18 protein-coding genes are annotated in these 21,055 nt (G+C 70.9%); 4 read left to right on the plus strand and 14 right to left on the minus strand.

Annotation, left to right across the window (positions count from 1 at the left end):
• Positions 1 to 39: 39 nt before the first annotated feature.
• Together JYK18_RS11905 and JYK18_RS11910 are read right to left on the minus strand one after the other, a co-directional pair.
• A complete protein-coding gene (locus JYK18_RS11905) occupies positions 40 to 984 on the minus strand; it encodes a D-alanine--D-alanine ligase (RefSeq protein WP_206802144.1) in 945 nt (314 codons plus the stop codon).
• Between the two features lie 28 nt (positions 985 to 1,012).
• Entirely contained in the window at positions 1,013 to 2,335 is a 1,323-nt protein-coding gene (locus JYK18_RS11910; protein WP_206802145.1) for a PLP-dependent aminotransferase family protein, read from the minus strand.
• A gap of 197 nt (positions 2,336 to 2,532) precedes the next feature.
• Between JYK18_RS11910 and JYK18_RS11915 the strand changes: the two genes are divergently transcribed.
• Positions 2,533 to 3,168, plus strand: coding sequence for a GNAT family N-acetyltransferase (locus JYK18_RS11915; protein ID WP_206802146.1), 636 nt, complete (start codon positions 2,533 to 2,535; stop codon positions 3,166 to 3,168).
• Between the two features lie 126 nt (positions 3,169 to 3,294).
• Here the strand turns inward: JYK18_RS11915 and JYK18_RS11920 are convergent, their stop codons facing one another.
• From JYK18_RS11920 to JYK18_RS11975, 12 genes are all read right to left on the minus strand, one after another.
• Complete coding sequence (locus tag JYK18_RS11920; RefSeq protein ID WP_206802147.1) at positions 3,295 to 4,434, minus strand: N-acetylmuramoyl-L-alanine amidase; 1,140 nt, start codon at positions 4,432 to 4,434, stop codon at positions 3,295 to 3,297.
• Positions 4,435 to 4,686: 252 nt separating this feature from the next.
• Complete coding sequence (gene trxA / locus JYK18_RS11925) at positions 4,687 to 5,010, minus strand: thioredoxin (protein ID WP_153036660.1); 324 nt, start codon at positions 5,008 to 5,010, stop codon at positions 4,687 to 4,689.
• A gap of 30 nt (positions 5,011 to 5,040) precedes the next feature.
• Positions 5,041 to 6,033, minus strand: coding sequence for a thioredoxin-disulfide reductase (gene trxB / locus JYK18_RS11930; RefSeq protein WP_206802148.1), 993 nt, complete (start codon positions 6,031 to 6,033; stop codon positions 5,041 to 5,043).
• A 135-nt stretch (positions 6,034 to 6,168) separates the two neighbouring features.
• Positions 6,169 to 6,966, minus strand: coding sequence for a hypothetical protein (locus JYK18_RS11935; RefSeq protein WP_206802149.1), 798 nt, complete (start codon positions 6,964 to 6,966; stop codon positions 6,169 to 6,171).
• A complete protein-coding gene (sigM, locus tag JYK18_RS11940) occupies positions 6,963 to 7,613 on the minus strand; it encodes an RNA polymerase sigma factor SigM (protein WP_206802150.1) in 651 nt (216 codons plus the stop codon). The genes JYK18_RS11935 and sigM overlap by 4 nt, the downstream gene beginning before the upstream one ends.
• Positions 7,614 to 7,656: 43 nt before the next feature.
• Positions 7,657 to 9,210, minus strand: coding sequence for a protein kinase family protein (locus JYK18_RS11945; protein WP_206802151.1), 1,554 nt, complete (start codon positions 9,208 to 9,210; stop codon positions 7,657 to 7,659).
• A 110-nt stretch (positions 9,211 to 9,320) separates the two neighbouring features.
• Positions 9,321 to 11,138 carry a murein biosynthesis integral membrane protein MurJ gene (gene murJ, locus JYK18_RS11950; protein ID WP_374195008.1) on the minus strand — a complete coding sequence of 606 codons (1,818 nt, stop codon included), beginning with the start codon at positions 11,136 to 11,138 and terminating at the stop codon, positions 9,321 to 9,323.
• 904 nt (positions 11,139 to 12,042) lie between these two features.
• The gene (locus tag JYK18_RS11955; protein ID WP_206802152.1) at positions 12,043 to 12,852 is read right to left on the minus strand and encodes an amino acid ABC transporter permease; all 810 of its coding nucleotides are present in this window, start codon (positions 12,850 to 12,852) and stop codon (positions 12,043 to 12,045) included.
• Positions 12,849 to 13,493 (minus strand): amino acid ABC transporter permease, encoded by a 645-nt coding sequence (locus JYK18_RS11960; RefSeq protein WP_206802153.1) that lies wholly within the window; start codon positions 13,491 to 13,493, stop codon positions 12,849 to 12,851. Before JYK18_RS11960 ends, JYK18_RS11955 begins: the two co-directional genes overlap by 4 nt.
• A gap of 2 nt (positions 13,494 to 13,495) precedes the next feature.
• A complete protein-coding gene (locus JYK18_RS11965; RefSeq protein WP_206802154.1) occupies positions 13,496 to 14,419 on the minus strand; it encodes a glutamate ABC transporter substrate-binding protein in 924 nt (307 codons plus the stop codon).
• 109 nt (positions 14,420 to 14,528) lie between these two features.
• Positions 14,529 to 16,694, minus strand: a complete 2,166-nt coding sequence (locus tag JYK18_RS11970) for a DUF6049 family protein (protein ID WP_206802155.1) — start codon at positions 16,692 to 16,694, stop codon at positions 14,529 to 14,531.
• Positions 16,691 to 17,221 carry an NUDIX hydrolase gene (locus tag JYK18_RS11975; RefSeq protein ID WP_206802156.1) on the minus strand — a complete coding sequence of 177 codons (531 nt, stop codon included), beginning with the start codon at positions 17,219 to 17,221 and terminating at the stop codon, positions 16,691 to 16,693. The genes JYK18_RS11970 and JYK18_RS11975 overlap by 4 nt, the downstream gene beginning before the upstream one ends.
• 101 nt (positions 17,222 to 17,322) lie before the next feature.
• Between JYK18_RS11975 and JYK18_RS11980 the strand changes: the two genes are divergently transcribed.
• From JYK18_RS11980 to JYK18_RS11990, 3 genes are all read left to right on the plus strand, one after another.
• Positions 17,323 to 18,783, plus strand: coding sequence for a CCA tRNA nucleotidyltransferase (locus JYK18_RS11980; RefSeq protein WP_307795874.1), 1,461 nt, complete (start codon positions 17,323 to 17,325; stop codon positions 18,781 to 18,783).
• Between the two features lie 91 nt (positions 18,784 to 18,874).
• A complete protein-coding gene (locus JYK18_RS11985) occupies positions 18,875 to 20,182 on the plus strand; it encodes a sensor histidine kinase (protein WP_206802157.1) in 1,308 nt (435 codons plus the stop codon).
• The gene (locus JYK18_RS11990) at positions 20,176 to 21,039 is read left to right on the plus strand and encodes a class I SAM-dependent methyltransferase (RefSeq protein ID WP_307795875.1); all 864 of its coding nucleotides are present in this window, start codon (positions 20,176 to 20,178) and stop codon (positions 21,037 to 21,039) included. Before JYK18_RS11985 ends, JYK18_RS11990 begins: the two co-directional genes overlap by 7 nt.
• Positions 21,040 to 21,055 lie beyond the last annotated feature (16 nt).

The raw sequence follows: 21,055 nt of genomic DNA on the forward strand, positions 1-21,055 counted from the left end.
CGCCGGATCGGTCCGATCCGGCGTTCGGTCAGCGTGGGTTCAGCGCTTGATCGCGCGGTCGACGAGCTCGGCGAAGACGGCGCCGAGCGAACCGCCGCCGGCTTCGATCGCCATCGGCACGGTCGAGGTTTCGGTGAGCCCCGGCGAGAGGTTCACTTCGAGGAAGTGCACGGTCCCGTCGGCGCCGACCACCGCGTCGGTTCGCGAGATGTCGCGCAGTCCGAGCAACTGGTGCGCCGCCACCGCGAGTTCACCGACCGCCTTCGCCGATTCCTCGGAAAGGCGGGCCGGCGCGAAGAAGTCGGTCAGGCCGGCGGTGTAGCGAGCGGTGTAGTCGTACACCCCGCTCTCCGGCACGATCTCCACCGCGGGCAGCGCGGTCGGACCGGTTTCGGTTTCGACGACCGCCACGGCGACCTCGACGCCATCGACAAAGCGCTCCGCGAGCACGGTGTCCCCGTAGGCGAAGCAGCCGACCATCGCGGCGGGGAGTTCCGCCGCGTCGCGCACCACCTGGGTGCCGAGCGCCGAACCGCCCTGGTCCGGCTTGAGGATCAGCGGCAGGCCGAGGCGGTCCACCATGGCGTCGAGCACCGCCTGCGCGCCCAGTTCGCGGAAGGTGCTGTGCGGCAGCACCACCCAGTCCGGCGTGGCGAAGTCGGCCTTGGCCAGCAACGCCTTGGCGGTCGGCTTGTCCCAGGCGCGACGGCAGCCCTGCGAGCTGGTGCCGACGAACGGCACCTCCAGCATCTCCAGCACGGTCTGCACCGAGCCGTTCTCCCCCTGGCCGCCGTGCAGCGCCACCACGGCGGCGTCCGGCCGCTGGGTGCGCAGCCGTTCCAGCAGCCCGGCGTCGGTGTCCCACTCCTCCACGGTCAGCCCCTCGGCGCGCAGCGCGGCGGACAGCCGCCTGCCCGACCGCAGGGAAACGTCGCGTTCGTGGGACAGACCGCCAGCGAGCACGGCAACGGTGCGTTCGGCCACCGGGGAACTCCTCAGGTTCTGTGGATCGTCAGGCGGTGTCGGGCGAGGGGTTCTCCGGCCCGGACACCGCGCGGGGGTTCACGCTACCGAAGGTGCGCATGAGGTCCATTTCGGATTCGAGCACGGCGGCGAGCCGTCGCACGCCCTCCTTGATGCGCTCCGGCGTCGGGTAGCAGTAGGACAGGCGCATCTGCCTGCTGCCGAACCCGTCGGCGTAGAAGCCGGTGCCCGAGGCGTAGGCGACCCGTGCGGTCACCGCGCGCGGCAGCATCGCTTTGGTGTCAACGCCTTCCGGCACGGTCACCCACACGTAGAACCCGCCGTCGGGGTGCGTCCACGAGCAGCCGGGCGGCATGTGCTGTTCCAGCGCGGAAAGAATGGCGTCGCGGCGTTCGCGGTAGTTCTCGCCGAACGTCTTGATCTGGCCCTTCCAGTCGTGCGTGGCCAGGTAGCGCGAGACGACCAGCTGGTTCAGCGTGGGCGGGCACAGCGTGGCGGACTCCGCCGCGAGCACCAGCTTCTCGCGCACGGCGTGCGGCGCGAGCACCCAGCCGACCCGCAGGCCGGAGGCGAAGGTCTTGGAGAACGAGCCGAGGTAGACCACGTTGTCCGGGTCCATCGAGCGCAGCGCCGGATAGGTCTGGCCGTCGAAGCCGAGCAGGCCGTACGGGTTGTCCTCGACCACCAGCACGCCGTGCTCGCGGCAGATCTCCAGGATCTCCGCGCGCCGCTCGACGGCGAGCGTCACGCCGGCGGGGTTGTGGAAGTTCGGGATGGTGTAGAGGAACTTGACCCGCTTGCCGTGCGTGCGGCACTGGCCGAGCGCCTCGCGGAGCCCCTCGGGGACCAGGCCCTGGTCGTCCATCGCGACGTGCACGACCTCGGCCTGGTAGGCGGCGAACGAGCCGAGCGCGCCCACGTAGGACGGGCCCTCGGCGATCACCACGTCACCCGGGTCGCAGAACAGGCGGGTCACCATGTCCAGGCCCATCTGGGAGCCGACGGTGACCACCACGTCGTCGGGGTGGGCGCTGATGTCCTCGAGCGCCATCACCTCGCAGATCTGCTCACGCAGTGCCGGAACGCCGTGCGCGGAGCCGTACTGCAGCGCCACCAGCCCGTCGTTCGCGATCAGCTCGGCCATCTGGGACGACAGCGAGTCGAGCGGGAGCGCGGCCAGGTTCGGCATGCCGCCGGCCAGGGATACCACCTCGGGGCGGCTGGCGACCGCGAACAGCGCTCGGATCTCCGAGGCCGTCATGCCCGCGGTGCGCGCGGCGTAGCGCGACAGGTGCGGGTCGAGGTTGTGGTGGCCGCTCTGCGGCTGTCTGGCGGGGCGCTTTTCGCTCATCGGGCACTTCGCAAACGATGTCGGCCGGCATGATCAGTGCTACTCGTTCGTAGATCCATCGAGTGTAACCATCCCCTCTTCGGGAGCTCGGCTCTTCCGGTGCTCATCACATCCGCCTATCCTGTGATCTCGGGCCGGTTTGCTCTTGCGATGAACCGCGTCCCGCATCGGGTTCGTAACTCAGGGGAGGTCGTCGGGTGTCGCGACGCGTCGTGGGCGTCACGCTGGACAACCTGGACCAGGTTCCCCTGCACTGCCGCCGGTGCGTGTACTGGGAGGTCGCGCCGCACCTGAAGGCGCAGGCCGAGGAGTTCGGCGAGACCGAGGTCGAGAAGGAAGCCTGGGTGTCCAGCGTGCTGCTGGAGTGGGGTTCCTGCGGCCGGATCGTCTACAGCGACACGCTGCCGATCGGCTTCGTGCTCTACGCCCCGCCGAACGCGGTCCCGCGGGCGAACGCCTTCCCCACCTCGCCACCCGCCCCGGACGCGGTCCTGCTCACCGCCTTCCACATCGCCCCCGAATTCCGCGGCGGCGGCCTCGGCCGGATGCTGGTGCAGTCCGTCGCGAAGGACCTGACCCGCCGCGGTGTGAAGGCGATCGAGGCCTTCGGCGCCACCGAACCGGCCCCCGGCGGGGAACACGCCTGCGTGCTGCCCGCCGAGTTCCTCCAGTCGGTCGGCTTCAAGACCGTGCGCCCGCACCCCAAGTTCCCGCGCCTGCGCCTGGAACTGCGGTCGGCGATCTCCTGGAAGGAAGACGTCGAAGCCGCGCTGGAGCGCCTGCTCGGCCAGGTCACCATCACCACCGCGGAACCCAGCGTCGCCCGCTCCTGACCCCGAGTTGTCCACACTTTGTGAACAGTGTGACGACTTGTCCACAGGGTTGTGCACAGTTGTCCCCACCCTGGGCACGGAAAACGGCCCGACCGGCATCGGTCGGGCCGTTCTCGTTGTGGAAGCTCAGTCGGCCTTGGCGAGCTCGTAGGCGAGCACGTCGGCGAAGGTGAAGGTGCCGGTGGGCTGGTCACCCTCGCCCAGCAGGTACAGGCGCTTCACGGCGATCAGGATGCCCTCGGCGACCACGTCGCGGAAGGCGGGCTCCGACATCCGCCGCCGGTCGTCGGGGTTGGTCAGGTAGCCGATCTCCACGCGGACCGCGGGGCACCGGGTCAGCCGCAGGATCTCCCACGTCTTCGGGTGCGCGCGGCAGTCCAGCATGCCGGTGCGCGCGGCCAGCTCGCGCTGGATGAAGCCGGCGAGCAGCTCACCCACCGTCGAGCTGGTGCCGTTGCCGGTGCCGTAGTGGAAGCTGGCCACGCCCTGCGCGTACGGCGACTGGTTCTGGTCGCTGTGCAGCGACAGGAACAGGTCCGCGCCGGCGTCGTTGGCGAAGGCCGCGCGGTCGGCTTCGGCGGGGCTGTGGTCCGGACCCCGCGAGATCAGGGCCTCCATGCCGGTGGCCTTCATCCGGCCTTCGAGCCGCCGGGCCAGGTCCCAGGCGATGTCCGCCTCGCGCAGGCCGCCGACCGTCACGCCGCCGTCCTGGCCGCCGTGCCCGGGGTCGATCACGATGCGCTTGCCGCGCAGCCGGGGGCCGGATCGCCGGACCTGCTCCTGCTCGCGCAGGAACACCGGGCGGCCACCGCGGGCACGCGGGGAGAGCTGGCGCAGCGCGCGGACCGTGCCGCCGCCGCAGATGCCGTCCACCACCAGGCCGTAGTCGCGCTGGAAGGTGCGCAGCGCCTGCTCGGTCTGGGGGCCGAACACCCCGTCGGGGCGGCCGGCGTCGAAGCCGAGCTCGGTCAGCCGCTCCTGCAGCGCGAAGACGTCGTCCCCGTGCACCGGCGCGGAGATCAGGTACGCCAGCGGGCGGCTGCCCAGGTGGTAGCTCGACCCGCGCAGCGCGCGGTAGGTGGCCGGGCCGACGATACCGTCGGTGATCAGGCCGCGACGCTGTTGGAACGCCCGGACGGCTTGTTCCACCGCCGCGTCGAAGGAGCCGGGTGACCCGTTCACCGGGGGCAGCAGCTCCAGCGCGGCCAGCATCGACCTGATCTCGGCGACATCGGGACCGGCGTCGCCGCGGCGGAGTACCCGCATGCACTCCTCGCTCTTCCTTGGGCGCCGGATCGGCGCTGGGCGAATTTTCACTGGGCAGCATGACCCAGGGGTTCTATTGTGCCCTGCGAACTCTCGGTGAGCGCGCAGGGTTGCCTAGCGTGCTCCCGGTCATCAGACCGGGTAACCGGTTCATCGTCGCCGGGCCCGCTGGTGTGACGCGTGGCGCGGTGCGGGTCGTGAAAAACCCGGGTGACCCGCATCATGCGATACGGGTCACCCGGGTGGGTTGGTTCAGAGCACGTCGGACAAATCCGAGAGCAGGGCCGCCTTCGGCTTCGCGCCGACGATCTGCTTCACCGGCTTGCCGCCCTGGAACAGGATCAGCGTCGGGATCGACATGACCTGGTAGTCACGCGCGGTGTTGGGGTTCTCGTCGATGTCGAGCTTGGCGATCGTCAGCTTGTCCTTGTGCTCCGCCGCGATCTCCTCGAGCACCGGAGCCACCATGCGGCACGGGCCGCACCAGGTCGCCCAGAAGTCCACCAGAACCGGCTTGTCGCTGGTCAGGACGTCATCGGTGAAGCTCTTGTCAGTGACCTTGACCGTGTCGGTCATCTTCTCTCCTTTTTCGGTGGATCCGGAAAGTCAGTTGCTCGCGCCGTAGCCGCCGCCGACCAGCTCGGGCGCTTCGGCGGCCTGCTCGGTCACCGCGTGCTCCGCCAGCCAGCGTTCCGCGTCGATCGCCGCCGCGCAGCCCGAACCCGCCGCGGTGATCGCCTGCCGGTAGGTGTGGTCGACCAGGTCGCCGGCCGCGAACACCCCGTCGATGTTGGTGTAGGAGCTGCGCCCCTTGGTCACCACGTAGCCGTTGTCGTCCAGGTCCACCTGGCCGCGGACCAGCTCGCTGCGCGGGTCGTGCCCGATCGCGACGAAGAAGCCGGTCACGTCCAGTGTCGAGGTCTCACCCGTCCGGGTGTCCTCCAGCTTCAGCCCGGAGACCTTGTCCTCGCCGGCCACGCCGGTGATCGCCTGGTTCAGCGCCCACTTGATCTTGTCGTTCGCGCGGGCGCGCTCCAGCATGATCTTCGAGGCGCGGAACTCCTCGCGGCGGTGCACGATGGTCACCGACTTCGCGAACTTGGTCAGGAAGGTGGCCTCCTCCATCGCGGAGTCACCGCCGCCGACCACGGCGATGTCGTGGTCGCGGAAGAAGAAGCCGTCGCAGGTGGCGCAGGACGAGACACCGCGGCCGAGCAGTTCCTGCTCACCGGGAACGTGCAGGTAGCGCGCGGCGGCACCCATCGCCAGCACCACGGCCCGCGCGGCGTAGCGCTTGCCGTTGACCGTGACGTACTTGATCTCCCCGGTCAGGTCGAGCGCCTCGACGTCCTCGGCCCGCAGGTCGGCGCCGAAGTGCTTGGCCTGCTCGCGCATCTCCTCCATCAGCGCCGGGCCCTGGATGCCGTCGCGGAAGCCGGGGTAGTTCTCCACCTCGGTGGTGGTCATCAGCGCCCCGCCGAACTGGGACCCTTCGAACACCAGCGGGTCCAGCTGCGCGCGTGCCGCGTACACCGCCGCGGTGTAGCCGGCGGGACCCGATCCGACGATGATCAGGTTCCGAACGTCCTCTGCAGCCACCCTTTGCCTCCGCTCGTAGTAGCCGTGTACCTGGCCTAACACGATCGTAGGTCGCGGTGTTCCCGCGGGGTGACGCACACCGCAGCTGACGAGAAAGGGCGGCACCCGCCTGGGTGCCGCCCCTGCTCACACGCCCTATTTTCCGCCGACCGTCTTGTCCATCACCTTCGCGCAGTCCGTGGACAGCGCGACCAGCTGGAACTGCCCGATCGTGCCCGGGGTGAGGATCACCAGCGTGGCCGGTTGGCCGTCGATGGTGGCACCGCGGATGCCCGCGGGCTTCACCGCCGGGTCGAACCCGTTCTCGGCCAGGCACTGGTCGACCCGCTCGCGGGTGCCCAACGGCCCGTAGTCCATCTTCCCGGTGGACCCGAGTATCTCGCCGATCGGGATGTTGTCCTGCTGCAACGCCAGCGGTGGCTCGTTCGACCCGGCCCCTGGCGGCGGCTGCGCCACCGGGGGCTGACCGGCGCCGTCGTTGCCGCTACCGCCCGGGACCGCGATGGCGATGGCCGCGATGGCCGCCGCCGCGATGCCGACCACTCCCGCGCCCCAGCCCGCGATCTTCGCGCGGCGCCTGCGGCGGGCGACGTCGATGCCGACCACGGGAGCGACCGGCGGTGCCATCGGCTCCGGCGCCGCCGGACCGGCGTTTCCCGCCGACCGTGCCATCTCCTCGGCGAGCGCGGCGTCCAGCCGGGCGGCGAACTCCGCCGGCATCGGCTCCACGTCGGCGTCGCCGAGGGAGGCGAGGTCGGCCGTGGTGGACTCCAGCGCCTCGATGATCGCCGACGCCTCGGCGTCCGCGCGGACGAGCGGCCACAGCTCGGCCGCCTCCCGTTCATCGAGCACTCCCGCGTGCAGGTCGGCGAGCACGTCGACAGACCAAGGCGGGCCAACGGCCCCGCCAATCCCCCGACTCTCGTCCGTCATCGTCCCTCCCTCTGACCCTGCGTCCCGAGCGGACGCGTCACACGCCGCTCGGTGCGGTCATGTTTGCTTTCGTTAGTTGGGACGCCGGGTTCCGCGTCGGGGTTCCGCAGATGTCCGAGAACCTTGGCGAGCTTGGCGCGACCTCGCGCACACCGGCTCTTCACGGTTCCCTGTGCGATCCCGAGCATTTCCGCGGTTTCGGCCACCGAGTAGCCCTCCACGTCGACGAGCACGATCGGGGCGCGCTGGTCCTCGGGGAGCTGGTCCAGCGCCTCCTTGATGACCAGGCGGGTCTCCCGCTCGGACATCGAGTCACGCGGGGTGGCCGGCTCGTTGTGGCTGGTCTCGGGCAGGGGGACGGTGGGCCGCGCCTGGCGGCGGCGGACCCGGTCGAGGCAGGCGTTCACCACGATGCGGTGCAGCCAGGTGGTCACCTGGGACTCGGCCCGGAAGTTGCCGGCCGCGCGGAACGCCGAGATGAAGGCGTCCTGCAGGGCGTCGGCCGCTTCCTCGGGATCTCGCAGGGTGCGCAGGGCGACGGCCCACATCCGGTCACGATGTCGGCGGACCAGCTCACTGAAGGCATGCGGATCGCCCGCGGCGTGCGCCGCGATGAGGGCGGCGTCCGTGGGAGTTGCAGCGGTCACTCGTGAGAGCCTATCGACTACCGCTTCCCCCACACGAGGGACACTACGCGGCGGACACGAACTCCAGATCGTTGATCTGGGTGACGTGCTTGTCGCCGTCCGTGCCCAGCTTCGTGATCCACACGATCACGTACCGCCCTTCGGCTGGTTCGGACAGCTTGACCTCGGTGTCCGGGCCGCTCAGCTCCCCCGAGCCGACCAGGCGGGTCTCGGCGAACTTCGGGTTCTTCTTGTCCGCGACCCGGATCTCCACCGTGCTGCCGGGGCTCGCCGCGGCGATCTTCACCGCGCTCAGCTTCACCGACTGCTCGAAGCTGTTGAGCAGGCCGACGCCGGGCTTGAGGTCCGGGAACTGCTGGCGGTACTCGTCGGTGCGCCAGAACGTCTCGCGCTTGCCGTCGAGCACGTTCTTCGCCCGCGCCGGGGCGTCACCCTCGCCGCTGGGGTTGTAGACGTTGACCGTCTGCGGCTTCACCGGCGGGCCACCGGCCTGCGGGTTGTCCGGCGGGGGCGCCGGGTTGCCGCCGGGCTCGGGCGCGGCGGTGGGCGTCGGCTCGGCGACGTTGACCGTGGGGCCGCCCGAATCGGGGCTCTCCTGGAAGAACGAGATGGCCAGCATGCCGAGCCAGGCCAGGATGCCGACCGCGGTCACCACCAGCACGGTCACGCCCAGCGCCAGCTTGCGCCGCCGCGCGGAGTCCTTGACCGGCTTCTTCGTGGTCCAGATCGCGCCGTCGGCGTCGGCCTCCTCCTCGGGCGGGGCGCCGACCTGCTGGATCAGCTGGGTGCGCTCCTCTTCCTCGGCGGCTTGGTCGAGCACCGCGAGAATGGCCGAGCTGGTGCGGATGCCGCCGTGCCCGCCGTCCTCGATGGTGCGCACGGCCAGCGACGAAAGCGTTTGCGGCACCCGCGGCTGCAGCGAGCGCGGCGGCACGATGCGCCCGTTCGGCGCGTGCGGGGCGGTCGGGATGGCCGGCGGGCCGCCCGGCAGCGCCCAACGGCCGGTGAGCAGGAGGTACAGCACACCGCCGATGGCCTTGACGTCGTCGCGCAGGGTGGCGTCGGGCAGCGGGCCGGGGAAGGCGAGGCGCAGCGCGCCGTCCGGGGTGAGGCGCAGCCGCTGCGGGTGGTCCAGGCCGAGCACCAGCCCGGACTGGTGCGCCTGCTCGACGGCCTGGGCCAGCGCGCCGACCATGCGGGCGGCGGCACCCGGCTCGACCGGCTTGTCCGCCACCAGGTCGACCAGGTCGCTGCCCTTGGTCCATTCGGCGACCACGATGCCCAGCAGGCCCTCACTGGAGGTGATGCCGTTGCCGAGGTTCAGCACATCGAGGACGCGGGCGACCCCGTCGTGGCTGAACTTGGCCGCGTGCGCGGCGCGCTCGAGGGTGCGCCGGGCCAGCCGCGCGGCGTCCGCGTCGGCCGGGTCGCCGACGAGCAGGGTCAGCGCGACGTCACGCCGGAGCTGGCCGTCGCGAGCGCGCCAGAGGTGGGCGTCGGCCCGCTCGTCGATGCCGAACTGGGCGAGCAGGCGGTAGCGGCCGTCGCCGACCACGGCCCCAGGTGCCAGCGGTCCGCTCCGGGCACGGGCTCCCACCTTCCCCGCACCCCCTTCTTTCCGGCTCGTGTCCACCGACTCTCCTGCATTTCTTCAACCGAGGGTACGTGACCGTGACACGAGCACTATGCCGATCCACGCCGTAATCGTTACCCACGCTTGATCAACCGGGTGATTCTCGAGGTCGCCGGCTTCAGCTCCTCGACCTTCAACGCCATCAGCACGCCGAACGAGACACCGATGCCGACCACGCCCTGCAAGATCAACTTCACCCAGGCCTGCAGGGTGACACCGAGCGCGTCCGGCACGATCATGCCGACCAGCCACGCGGCGCCCACGCCGGCGGCACTGGCCACGACGGTGAACAGGATCACCCCCAGTACCCGTTTGCTGCGCAGGTTGCCCAGTCGCACCCACAGCCAAACCTGGCCCATCATCGCGCCGATGACAAACACGAGCGAGTTCACCATCATCACGCCGAGCACGATGTGCTGCGGCGCGAGCAGGGTCGTGGACAGGTAGAGCAGCGGGATCTTGACCCCGGTCATCACGACCATGATCAGCGTCGGCGTGCGGGAGTCCTTCATCGCGTAGAACACCCGCATCTGCAGCATGACCAGCGCGTACGGCAGCAGGCCGAAGGCCGACACGGCCAGCGCCTGGCCCAGCCGCTCGGCCGAGGCCACATCGCCCTTGCCGAGGGTGAACAGCGCGATGCCGATCGAGGTGCCCGCCACGGTCATCACCGCGGAGATCGGCACCAGCATCACCGTGGAGATGCGCGAGGCGTAGGACAGGTCGGCGACCAGCTTCTTCGTCTCGCCGTCGGCGGCCGCGCGGCTCATCCGCGGCATGATCGCGGTCAGCAGCGAGACGCCGATGATCCCGTACGGCAGCTGGAAGAGCAGCCAGGCGTTCGAGTAGATCGACACCCCACCGGCCTGTCCGCTGGTCAGCACGTTGGTGTTGATGATCATGCCGATCTGGCTGATCGCCACGTAGGCGAAGATCCAGGTGGCCAGGCCGCCGAACTCCTTGAGCCGCGAGTCGAGGCCCCAGCGCCACTTGAACTTGAAGCCGGACCGCTTCAGCGCGGGCACCAGGAACAGGGCCTGCACGGTCATCGCGGTCAGCACGCCGAGGCCGAGCACCAGCACCTTCGGCTCGGACATCTTCGACGGCACCAGCGTCGGATCGCCGGGCAGGATCGCGTAGAGGCCGATGGTCACGAAGATGACCAGGTTGTTGATCACCGGGGCCCATTGGGCTGGGCCGAAGATCTGCTTGGCGTTCAGGATCGCCGAAAGCACCGCGAACAGCCCGTAGAACAGCAGGCCGGGCAGCAGCAGGTAGGCGAACCAGGTGGCCAGCTCCGAGTTGGCACCGCCGCCCTCGGACATCAGCAGGCCGGTGACCTGGGGGGCGAAGGCGACCGAGAGCAGGGTGCCGAGCAGCAGCACCGTGGTCGCCATGGTGAGCAGGCGCTGCGTGTAGGCCTCGCCGCCGTCTTCGTCGTCCTGCGAGCGGACCAGCAGCGGGACCACCACGCTGGTCAGGACGCCGCCGAGGAGCAGCTCGTTGATGATCAGCGGCAGCGTGTTGGCGACGGTGAACGAGTCGTAGATGACCCCGAGCGAGGCCACCGCGCCGAGCATGATTTTCCAGGCGAACCCGGTGATCCGGCTGGTCAGCGTGGCGATCGCCATCCGGCCGCTGGACTTGGCCAGCGACGGCGCCGCGCCGCTCGCGCCACCGCTGGGCTGCGCCTCGGTGGGCGCGACCCCGTCGGAGATGCGCGGGAGGAACCGGGTGGCGTACTCGTCGTACGGCCGGTGCATGTCCGGGTCGGCGGTGGGCCAGCGCGCGCCGGGCGGGAGGCCGCGGTCGACCGGGATGAGCTGGGTGTACTCGACCCGGGGGCGCACGGGTGGCGGCCCGTCGGGACGGTCGCGGTTCCAGGGGCGCACCGGCCCCTCCGGCCGCGGCGGCCGCTGCTGAATCGGCGGCGGCGGTCGAAGCGGCCCGCGCCCGGGCTGGCCCGGCTGACCGGACTGGCCGGGCTGACCCGGTTGACCGGGCGGGCCCGGCAGATTCGGCTGCGGGAGGTGGCTGGTCGGCGCCGGCGCGCCGGGATGCTCGACCGGGAGGGGACGGGCCCCGGAACGTCCGCCCGGGTCGGGTGGACCCGGGCGCACGGGGGGCTCGACACGGGTGCGCTGATCCGGCGGGCCGGGTCGGCCGCCTTGATCAGGCCGCCCGTCCTGGGGCCGCCCGTCCTGCCGACCGGGGCCGCGCTCCGGCGGACCGGGGCGTTCTTGCGGCGGGCCGGGACGGTCCTGGCGCACGCGCTGATCGGGAGACCCCGCGCGCCCGCCGTGGTCGGTGCGTGGGCGTTGGTCCGGGGCGGGCCTGCCGTTCGGGCGCCGGTCGTCTTGGGGCCAGTCCGGGCGCGGGGTCTGGCGGCTGGGCTGCTGGCCCGGCGGCGGCGTCTGGCCAGGGCCAGGGCCAGAGCCGGGGCCAGCGCCAGGGCCGGGACCCGGGCCGGGGCCGGGGCCGGGGCCAGCGGGTGACGGGGGCGGCGGTACCGGCATCGCGCGCGTGGGCGGCGGAGCCTTCCGCACCGGCACCTGCCGCGTGCGGCCGTCGGTGGGCGTGGGCCGTTGCGCCCGGACCGGTGGGACCCGGTCGGGCGGTGGCTGATGTCGCTCCGAACGCTCGGGTCGAGGCGGCGTGGCCTGGGGTGGCCGGTCAGACCGCTGTCGCCCGGGTCGCTCCGGTGGCGAGCCCGGCTCTCTGTCCAACACGTGCCCAATCCATCGGCGGCCTACTCAACGATGCCCAGGGTAATGGCCCCGGGGTGTCCCGTTCGAATTACCGGGACTTCACCGTGCGCTCACCCCGGCGCTCCAACCACCGGGCGAACCGCGACAGAGCGTAGTTGGCCGCGAAATAGATCGCGCCGATGACGAGGTAGGTCTGGATGAGCAGCTGGTTCTGGTAGTAGCCGATCAGCACCTTCCCGCTGAACAGCAGCTCGGCGTAGCTGACGAAAAAGCCGAGCGAAGTGTCCTTCAGCACCCCGCCGGTCTGGCTGACCAGCGACGGCACCACCCGCCGCAGCGCCTGCGGCAGGATGACCAGCCGCATCGACTGGCCGTGGCTCAGCCCGAGCGCCGCCGCGGCCTCCCCCTGGCCGCGGTCCAGCGACAGGATGCCCGACCGGAAGATCTCCCCGAACTGCGCCGAGCTCGACACCGCCAGCGGCACCACCAGCTTCCACAGCAGCGGCAGGTCCAGCCCGAGGCTCGGCAGCACGAACAGCACCACGTAGATCAACAGCACGGCCGGGATCACCCGGACCGTCTCCATGTACACCCGCGCGATACCACTGATGAACACGTTCCGTGACACGCGTGCCACGGCCAGCAGCAACCCCGCCAGCCCGCCGATGCCCGCGGACAACGCCGCCGCGAGCAGTGTCTGGCCGAGCGCGGTCAGCAGGTAGCGCCAGTTCGGCCACTGCGTGTAGGGCGCCCACTTCTTCCAGTCCAGCTCACCGTTGATCGCGAACTGGCGCACCGCCAGCGCGAACAGCAGCGCGCCCCCGAGCACGCTGACCGCGGTGGCGATCCGGATCCGGCGCCGGGCCCGCGGCCCGGGAGCGTCGAACAACACGTTCACCGGTGGATCACCAGCCTCCGCTCCAGCAGCCGGGTGACCGTGGTGATCACCAGCGCGAGCAGCGCGTAGACCACCGCCGCGCCGGTGAAGATCAGGATCGGCTCGGCCTCGACCAGGTTGACCCGGTTCGCCGCGGTGCTCAGCTCGACCAGCCCGGCCCCGGCCGCCAGCGCGGTGTTCATCAGCAGCATCACGGTGAGGTTCCCGAGCGGCTGCACCACCGAGCGCAGCGCCTGCGGCAGGATCACCCACCGCAGCGACTGGCCGAAGCCGAGGCCGAGCGCCCGCGCCGCCTCGGCCTGGCCGGTGGCCACCGTGTTGATCCCGGTCCGCAGCGCCTCGGCGTAGTAGGCCGCCGAGTACATCGACACGGCCAGCACCGCGGTGGTGAACAGCTCGAACTGGATCCCCAGCTTCGGCAGACCGAAGACGAAGAACAGGATCCAGAGCAGCAGCGGCACGTTCTGGAAGATCTCCACGTACGCCGTGCCGAACAGGCGCAGCGGCTTCACCGGCGACACCCGGAAGGTGACCACGACCAGCGCGATGGCGAGCGCACCGACGAACGACAGCGCGGTCAGTTCGACGGTGGTCACCACCCCCTCGGCGAAGGCACCGGAGTTGTCGAGCAGAACGTCCAAGGTCAGGAACCGGGAACGGAACCGATGGCGGGCGCGGCCGGCGGCTCACCGCTCACCACGGTGCCCAGCGAGTCCTTCCACACCTGCTGCCAGATGCCCGCCTGCTGCAACTGCACCAGCCAGTCGTTGACGAACTTCTTGAACGCGTCGTCCCCGTGCTTGAGGCCGATGCCGTACGGGTCCTCGGTGAACGGCTCGCCGACGATCTGGATCTTGTCGTTGAGCCGGGCCGACGCGGCGAGCAGCGTCAGGTCCTGCACGTACGCCTCACCGCGGTTCTGCTCCAGCGCCTGCACGCACTCCGGGTCGGTGGCGAAGCTGACGATCTCCGCGTTCGGCGCCTGCGCCTTGATCGCCTCGATGCCCGGCGTGTTCGCGCCCGCGATGACCTTCTTGCCGTTGAGGTCGGCCGGCTTCTTGATCGCCGACTTGTCCTTCATCGTGGCGATCGCCTGGCCGGACATCAGGTACGGGCCGGCGAAGGCCACCTTCTCCGCCCGCTGCGGGGTGATCGTGTAGGTCTGGAAGACCACGTCGACCGTGCTGTTCTGGAGCAGCGCCTCCCGCGTCTCCGAGCTGGAGTTGACGATCTTCGCGTCGGGCGTGCCGATGATGTACTTGGCCAGCAGCTTGCCCAGGGTGGCGTCGAAGCCCTCGGTCTCGCCGGTGGCCGGGTTCTGCTGGGACAGCAGCGGCGCGTCGAGCGAACCGCCGATGAGCAGCTGACCCCGCTGCTTGATCGACGCCGCGGTCGGGCTCGCCGCGATGGCCTCGGCTGACGCGATCGGCGCGCGGTCGATGATTCCCTGACCGGCACCGGGCGCGCCGGGCAGCGCACCGGGTTCGGACGAGCAGGCGGCCGCCGTGCTCAGGGTGGCGATGGCGCAGGTGAGCACGAGCATCCTGCGGGTTTTCAGCGCTGCCATGGTCGTCTTGACCCCTCACCATTCATGAAACCGATTCACGGTCCACTGGGAATGGTTCCGAAGAATGGTCCAGTCCACCCATCGGCGTCAAGGAGTTACCGTGGGTAAATTACGCCCGGTCCTTCCCGCGCACGCGCCGGTAGATGCGCCTGCCGGACAGCAGCAGCAACGCCGCGCCGGCCACGATCGTGACGATCAGCGTGATCAGGCCGAACTGGGTCGAGTTCAGCTCCATCCGGGCCGGCGCGCCCAGCGGCGTGCCGCCCGGCGTGCTCAGCGAGACGTCCACGCTGAAGTGCCCGGTCCGCAGCGCCTCGGCCTGGATCAGGTGCGGCACCGAACCCCGGGCGGGCAGTGGCCGGTCCGGGATCTGCTCGGGCCGCAGCCCGGTGAAGTTGTTCAGGTTGATCCGCACGGTCACGCCGACCGGCAGCGAGTTCTTCAGCGTCACCGGCAGCGGTGAGGTGTCCGAGGCCAGCGAGATCTGCTGCTTCGGGGTCTCCACGGTGACCTGGCCGCGCAGCGAGTCGAGCTGCCCGCGCGCGTCACCGGCGGAGGCCAGGGCGCCCGCGGTGTCCGCCCGCCAGGCCGTCGACGAGGCCCGCATCAGGCCGGACCGGATCGGCTTGATCAGGTCCTCCGGCTCCACCTGGGTGGTCGCGTCCCCGGTCAGCGAGCTGCCGAAGTCGGCGGTCTCCCGCTCGGTCTGGTTCAGCGAGCCGACCACCTGCTGCGGCAGTTCGGCCGGGGCTTCCTTGGCGCCGTAGTCCATCTTCGCGGTGCCCTTGACCGGCTTCGCCAGCTCTTCGAGCAGCGGCTTCGACGAGACCATGCCGAGGTTGGCGTAGTCGCCGATGGTGCGCAGCAGCAGGGTCAGCTCGTCGACCGGCGCCGACCAGCGGCGCGGCGGGGCGAGCAGCAGCGGCGAACCGCCGGTGTCGGACTGCGCGCCGGTCTGGAAGGCGAGCACGGCGAGCGCGTTCTGCGCGGCCACGTCCGGGTCGTCGGCCGGGGTCAGGTTCGCCGCCGCCACGCCGTTGGCCGGGCGGTTCGCCGCCATCGACCGGCTGAGCAGCGGGTCCAGCGCCACCCCGCGCAGGTTCGTGCCCTCGATGGTGGCCGGCGCGGTCAGCGGGCGGTTCGAGACCAGCTGGTCGGACTCGGCGAGCACGGTGGTCACCCGCGCGTCGGCGAGCGCGCCGAGCGTGGTCGAGTCGAGGCCGCCGTTCGGCCAGAGCACGCCGGGCAGCGGCTTGACCCCGAGCAGGCGCTCGAACAGCGAGGTGTTGTCGACCGCGGTCTTGGCCAGCCGCGGGTCGCCGTCGGTGACCTTGGCCAGCGCGGGCAGGTCGGCGTCGGCGTAGGGCAGCTGCAGGGTGCACGAGTCCTGGAGGACCTGGCGCAACGAGGTCAGCCAGCGGGTGGCGGTCTCGTTGCCGCGGCCGGGCGCCTGCCCGCCGTCGGCGGTGCGCACCAGGTAACCGCCGGCCATCTTCTCGACGGTTTCCAGCAGGTCGGGGTCGATCGCGAAGCACATCGAGTCGAACAGCCGGGTCTCGCCCTTGACGTTCTTCGCGGCGGTGACCAGCGCGTCCAGGCGCCCACCCGGGGCGAGGTCGATGGCCAGCTGGTCGTCCGAGAGCACCAGCGTGCCGCCGAACGGCGCGGCCACCACCCGCGGGCGTGTGTCCGCGATCGGCCACAGCACGGACAGCTCGGTGGGGCGCTCCGGCTTGGCGGGCGCGCTCTGCCCCGGCACCCCGAGCACCGGCAGCAGCATGCTGAACGCGGCCAGCCTGGCCTGCCCGCCGAACTCCGGCGTGCCGTTCACGTTGACCAGCAGCGGGTACACGCCCGGCTTGCTGACCAGCGGCTTCGCGTCACCGCCGAGCGGGACGGTGATCTGCAGCGGGACCGTCTGGCCCGGCTCGACCACCTTCGCGACGTCGGCGTACTTGGTGATCGCCGCGTCGGTCGGCGGCGCCTCCGCCAGTGCCTCCCCGAGCTGGCGGGAGGTGGTCTGGCGCTCACCGAACTGCAGGCGCACCTGCACGTCGGTGATCCGGCGGTCACCGGTGTTGGTCACCTTGCCGGAGACGGTCAGCGTCGAGGAGGTGGACACCAGCAGGCGCGGGTTCATCTCGTCGATGTCCAGCCGCAGCCGGTTCGGCGCGTCCGGCCCGGGCTGGGCCTGGGCAGCACTCGCCGGAACTCCGATGAACGCCTGCACTACCAGTAGAAACGCGGTCAGCGTGGCCGAGGCCAGCCTTTTCACTCGGGGACTCCCTCTGCGGAGGAGTGGGAAGCTTGTTCGGCGAACAGTTCACGGGCTTTGCGGACCAGCGTGCGCTCGTCGGCGTAGGCGAGCTTGGCCTCCAGCTCGGCGATCGGGACCCAGGCCACCTCGGTCACCTCGACGTCCTCGTCGGACAGCTCACCGCCCGCCGCTTCGAGCAGGAAGTGGTGCACGGTCTTGTGCACGCGCCGCCGCTCGGCGACGAACCAGTAGTCGATGGTGCCCAGTGGCTGGAGCACGTGCGCGGAAATTCCGGTCTCCTCCTTCACCTCGCGCATCGCCGTCTGCTCGGTGGTCTCGCCGTCTTCGATGTGCCCCTTGGGGAGCGACCACAGCAGTTTCCCGCGGCGGTCGAGCCTGCCGATCAGCACCGCGTGCTCCCGGTCGGCGTCGACCACCAGCCCACCGGCCGAGGTCTCGTCCACCGTGGTCAGCCTCCTGCCGCGGCGGCGCCGGGACCGGCGTCCCGGTTTGGCGCCACCGGAGCGACCGGCCGATCCAGGCATGCTGCGATGCTAGAGCAACACCGCGCGCCGGTACGCTGGCTTCTCGTGTCCGTGTTGATCTGTGCGTGTAGTAAGTGCACCGTTTTCGTGGTGGGATCCCAGTGAACGAACTCGTCGTCCAGCGGAACGCGGTGATCGAGCTGATGCGGATCTCGCCGGTGGCCGATCAGCTCGCCGATCGCTTCGCCGCCGCGGGCCACCGCCTGTACCTGGTGGGTGGCAGCGTGCGCGACGCGCTGCTCGGCCGGCTCTCCCCCGACCTGGACTTCACCACCGACGCCCGGCCGGACCAGGTGCTCGCGCTGGTGGCGGGCTGGGCCGACGCGGTGTGGGACGTGGGCATCGCCTTCGGCACGGTCGGCGTGACCAAGGGCGGCTCGCAGCTGGAGATCACCACCTTCCGCGCGGACAGCTACGACCAGGTCAGCCGCAACCCCGAGGTCACCTTCGGCGACACCATCGAGGGCGACCTGCTCCGCCGCGACTTCACCTGCAACGCGATGGCGATCGAGTTGCCGTCAAAGACCTTTGTCGACCCGCACGGCGGCCTCGACGCGGTGCGGCTGAAGGTGCTCGACACCCCGGCCACCCCGCAGGAGTCCTTCGGCGACGACCCGCTGCGCATGCTCCGGGCCGCGCGCTTCGTCTCGCAGCTCGGCTTCGAGCCCGCGCCCCGCGTGGTCGAGGCGATGACCTCGATGGCGGGCGAGATCAAGCGGATCACCGCCGAGCGCGTGCAGGCCGAGCTGTCGAAGCTGATCACCGGTGCGCACCCCCGGCTCGGGCTGGAGCTGCTGGTGGACACCGGGCTGGCCGACCACGTGCTGCCCGAGGTGCCGGGAATGCGCCTGGCCATCGACGAGCACCACCAGCACAAGGACGTCTACCAGCACTCGCTGACCGTGCTGGACCAGGCGATCGGGCTGGAGCGCAAGGACGACCCGGAGGCCGGGCCGGACCTGGTGCTCCGGCTGGCCGCGCTGCTGCACGACATCGGCAAGCCGGCCACCCGCCGGTTCGAGGACGGCGGCGGCGTCAGCTTCCACCACCACGAGGTGGTCGGCGCGAAGATGACCCGCAAGCGCCTGCGCGAGCTGAAGTACAGCAAGGAGATCGTCGAGCAGGTCTCCCAGCTGGTGTTCCTGCACCTGCGCTTCCACGGGTACGGCAAGGGCGAGTGGACCGATTCGGCGGTGCGGCGGTACGTCACCGACGCCGGTCCCCTGCTGGACCGGCTGCACAAGCTGGTCCGGGCCGACTGCACCACGCGCAACAAGCGCAAGGCGGCCGCGCTGCAGCGCACCTACGACGACCTGGAAGCCAGGATCGCCCGGATCGCCGCCGCCGAGGACCTGGCCAAGGTGCGCCCCGACCTCGACGGCAACGAGATCATGAAGCTGCTCGGCCTGCCCCCTGGCCCGCTGGTCGGCAAGGCGTGGAAGTTCCTCAAGGAGCTGCGCCTCGACCGCGGTCCGCTGGAGCACGACGAGGCGGTGGCCGAGCTGCGCCGCTGGGCGGCGGAGCAGGGGATCGACCCTCCGGAAGCACCGCGGGCGGACTGACTAGAACATTCGGCCGATCTTCTCCGGCTGTTGATCCGAATGCCGATCGGATGAACGATACTCACTTCCCCACCAGGTGAGATGGAGAAACATGCGCCGCCAGGGACCGCCCCAGCAGGCCAGCTTCCTCGTCACCCTGCTCCGGCGGGGTGCACCGGCCATCGCGACCGCCAGCAGCGAACTGTCGGACGAGGTCGCGGACCCGACCCCGATCAGAGCCCTGCGCCGGATCTCGGCGATGGCCGCCCCGGTGGACCCGCGCGCCAGCGACGGGCTGCTGCTGCGCGCTGGTCGATATGTCGCCTTCGTGCCGATGGTCTACCGGCTGATCGCGGTCCCCGGCGCGCTGGCCGCGTTCCTCAGCGCACACGGCGGCACCGGCGCGGCACCGGTGATCACCGTGGCCGTGCTGTCGATCCTGCTCAACGCGTACGGCGTGCGGTGGATGCTGCGCTCGGCGCCGTTCCGCAGCGACCGGGCCGCGGTGCTGCTGACCGTGGACGCGGTGTTCACCGCGCTGGCGAACCTCGCGGTCGCCGCACTGGTGCCGCCCGAGGTGTACCTCGAGGCGATCGGCGTGCCCGGCAAGCACCTGCTCGGCACGGTCGCGCTGTTCACCCTCGCGCTCGGCCTGCCGTACGGGATCGGCCTGCTGCTCGGCAGCATCCCGCTGCACCTGCTGATGAGCTGGGCGAACACCGGCTCGGTGACCGCCGACGCCGCGTTCGCCGGGCTGGGCACGATGGCCGGGGTACTGCTCACCGCGTCGGGTGCGCTGGTGCTGATCGGCCTGGGCACCCGGCTCGCGCTGGCCTACGGCATCCGCAACGGGCGGGAGGCCGAACGCGCGCGCCAGCACCGGCTGATGCACGACACCGTGCTCCAGACGCTGGAGTCGCTGGCGCTGCCCGGCCAGGGCACCGCTGAGGAACAGCTCGCCGAGGTCCGCCGGCTGGCCCGCGCCGAGGCGGTCGAGGTGCGCAAGTACATCGAAGCGGCCGCGAACGAGGGCGGCCGGCCGCTCGGCGAGAAGCTCGCGTCGCTCGCCGCGGAAATGGCCCGCGACGGTCTCCGCGCGCAGGTGGTGATCGCCGAACTGGACGAGGACACCCTGTCGGAGGTCCGCCAGATCGCCATCCGGGACGCCGTGCGCGAGGCCATGCGCAACACGATGAAGCACTCCGGCACGGACAAGGTGCTGGTGCGGGTCGAGGAGCGCGACGGCGGCATCGCGGTGATCACCCGCGACCACGGCACGGGGTTCAGCTCGGAGACCCGTCCGCCCGGCTTCGGCATCAGCGAGTCGATCACCGCGCGGCTGGCCGAGGTCGGCGGCAAGGCGACGGTGGAATCCACGCCGGGCAACGGGACGCGCGTGACATTGTGGGTGCCGTGCTGACCGACACCACCCACGAAATCCTGGTCGCCTGCTTGACCGCACTGCGGGACGAAGACCGGCCGAAAGCCGCCGTGCTCGCCGGTCAGGCCGCCAAATCCGGCGCCCTGCTCGGCGCGGAACTGGCCCGCTACCTCGACACCGACCCCGACAGCCACGTCTACGACCAGCCCGCCGCGTTCACCTCGTTCATCCGCGGCGGCGGCAACGTCAACCTGTACGAACAGCTTTCCCGGCGACTCGCCGCGTTGTACGACGACCGCCGCCCGGACGCTCTGCTCGACCTGGGCGTCGGCGACGGCCTCGCCCTGGTGCCCGCGCTCGCGAAGGCGGAACACCGGCCTTCGCGCATCGACCTGGTGGAGCCGTCCGGCGCGCTGCTGGAGACCGCCCGCGAACGGGTGGACGACGCGCACGCCCGGCAGGCCACCGCGCAGGAGTTCCTCGCCGAGACCGACCTCTCCTGGGACCTCGTGCAGGCCACCTTCGCGCTGCAATCGCTGGAACCGGACGACCGGTCGGCGGTGTTCGGCGCGCTGCGCGAACGCACCGGCGAGCTGGTGCTCGCCGAGTTCGACGTCCCGGACGTCACCGAGAGCAGCCCGGAACACCTGGCCTCGCTGGTGGTCCGGTACGAGCGCGGGATCGCCGAGTACGGGCACGACGGCAGCCTGGTCGCGCAGGGCTTCCTGATGCCGATGCTGCTGGGCCTGATCGTGCCGGGTGGGGTCCGCAACAACTGGGAGCAACCCGCCGAGGACTGGGGCAAGCAGCTGACCGCGGCCGGTTTCGGCGAGATCGAGATCAGCCCGCTGGCGGACTACTGGTGGTCGCCCGCCGTGCTGATCCGCGCCCGGTGAGCCGAAAAAGACGACC

The sequence above is a fragment of the Amycolatopsis sp. 195334CR genome (assembly GCF_017309385.1).
Classification (GTDB): domain Bacteria; phylum Actinomycetota; class Actinomycetes; order Mycobacteriales; family Pseudonocardiaceae; genus Amycolatopsis.

Coding starts and splice junctions, on each gene's coding strand:
- JYK18_RS11910 (WP_206802145.1), bottom strand. CDS start 2,335: ATGAGCGAAAAGCGCCCCGCCAGACAGCCGCAGAGCGGCCACCACAAC.
- JYK18_RS11920 (WP_206802147.1), bottom strand. CDS start 4,434: ATGCGGGTACTCCGCCGCGGCGACGCCGGTCCCGATGTCGCCGAGATC.
- trxA (WP_153036660.1), bottom strand. CDS start 5,010: ATGACCGACACGGTCAAGGTCACTGACAAGAGCTTCACCGATGACGTC.
- JYK18_RS11935 (WP_206802149.1), bottom strand. CDS start 6,966: ATGACGGACGAGAGTCGGGGGATTGGCGGGGCCGTTGGCCCGCCTTGG.
- JYK18_RS11965 (WP_206802154.1), bottom strand. CDS start 14,419: ATGGCAGCGCTGAAAACCCGCAGGATGCTCGTGCTCACCTGCGCCATC.
- JYK18_RS11975 (WP_206802156.1), bottom strand. CDS start 17,221: ATGCCTGGATCGGCCGGTCGCTCCGGTGGCGCCAAACCGGGACGCCGG.
- JYK18_RS11985 (WP_206802157.1), top strand. CDS start 18,875: ATGCGCCGCCAGGGACCGCCCCAGCAGGCCAGCTTCCTCGTCACCCTG.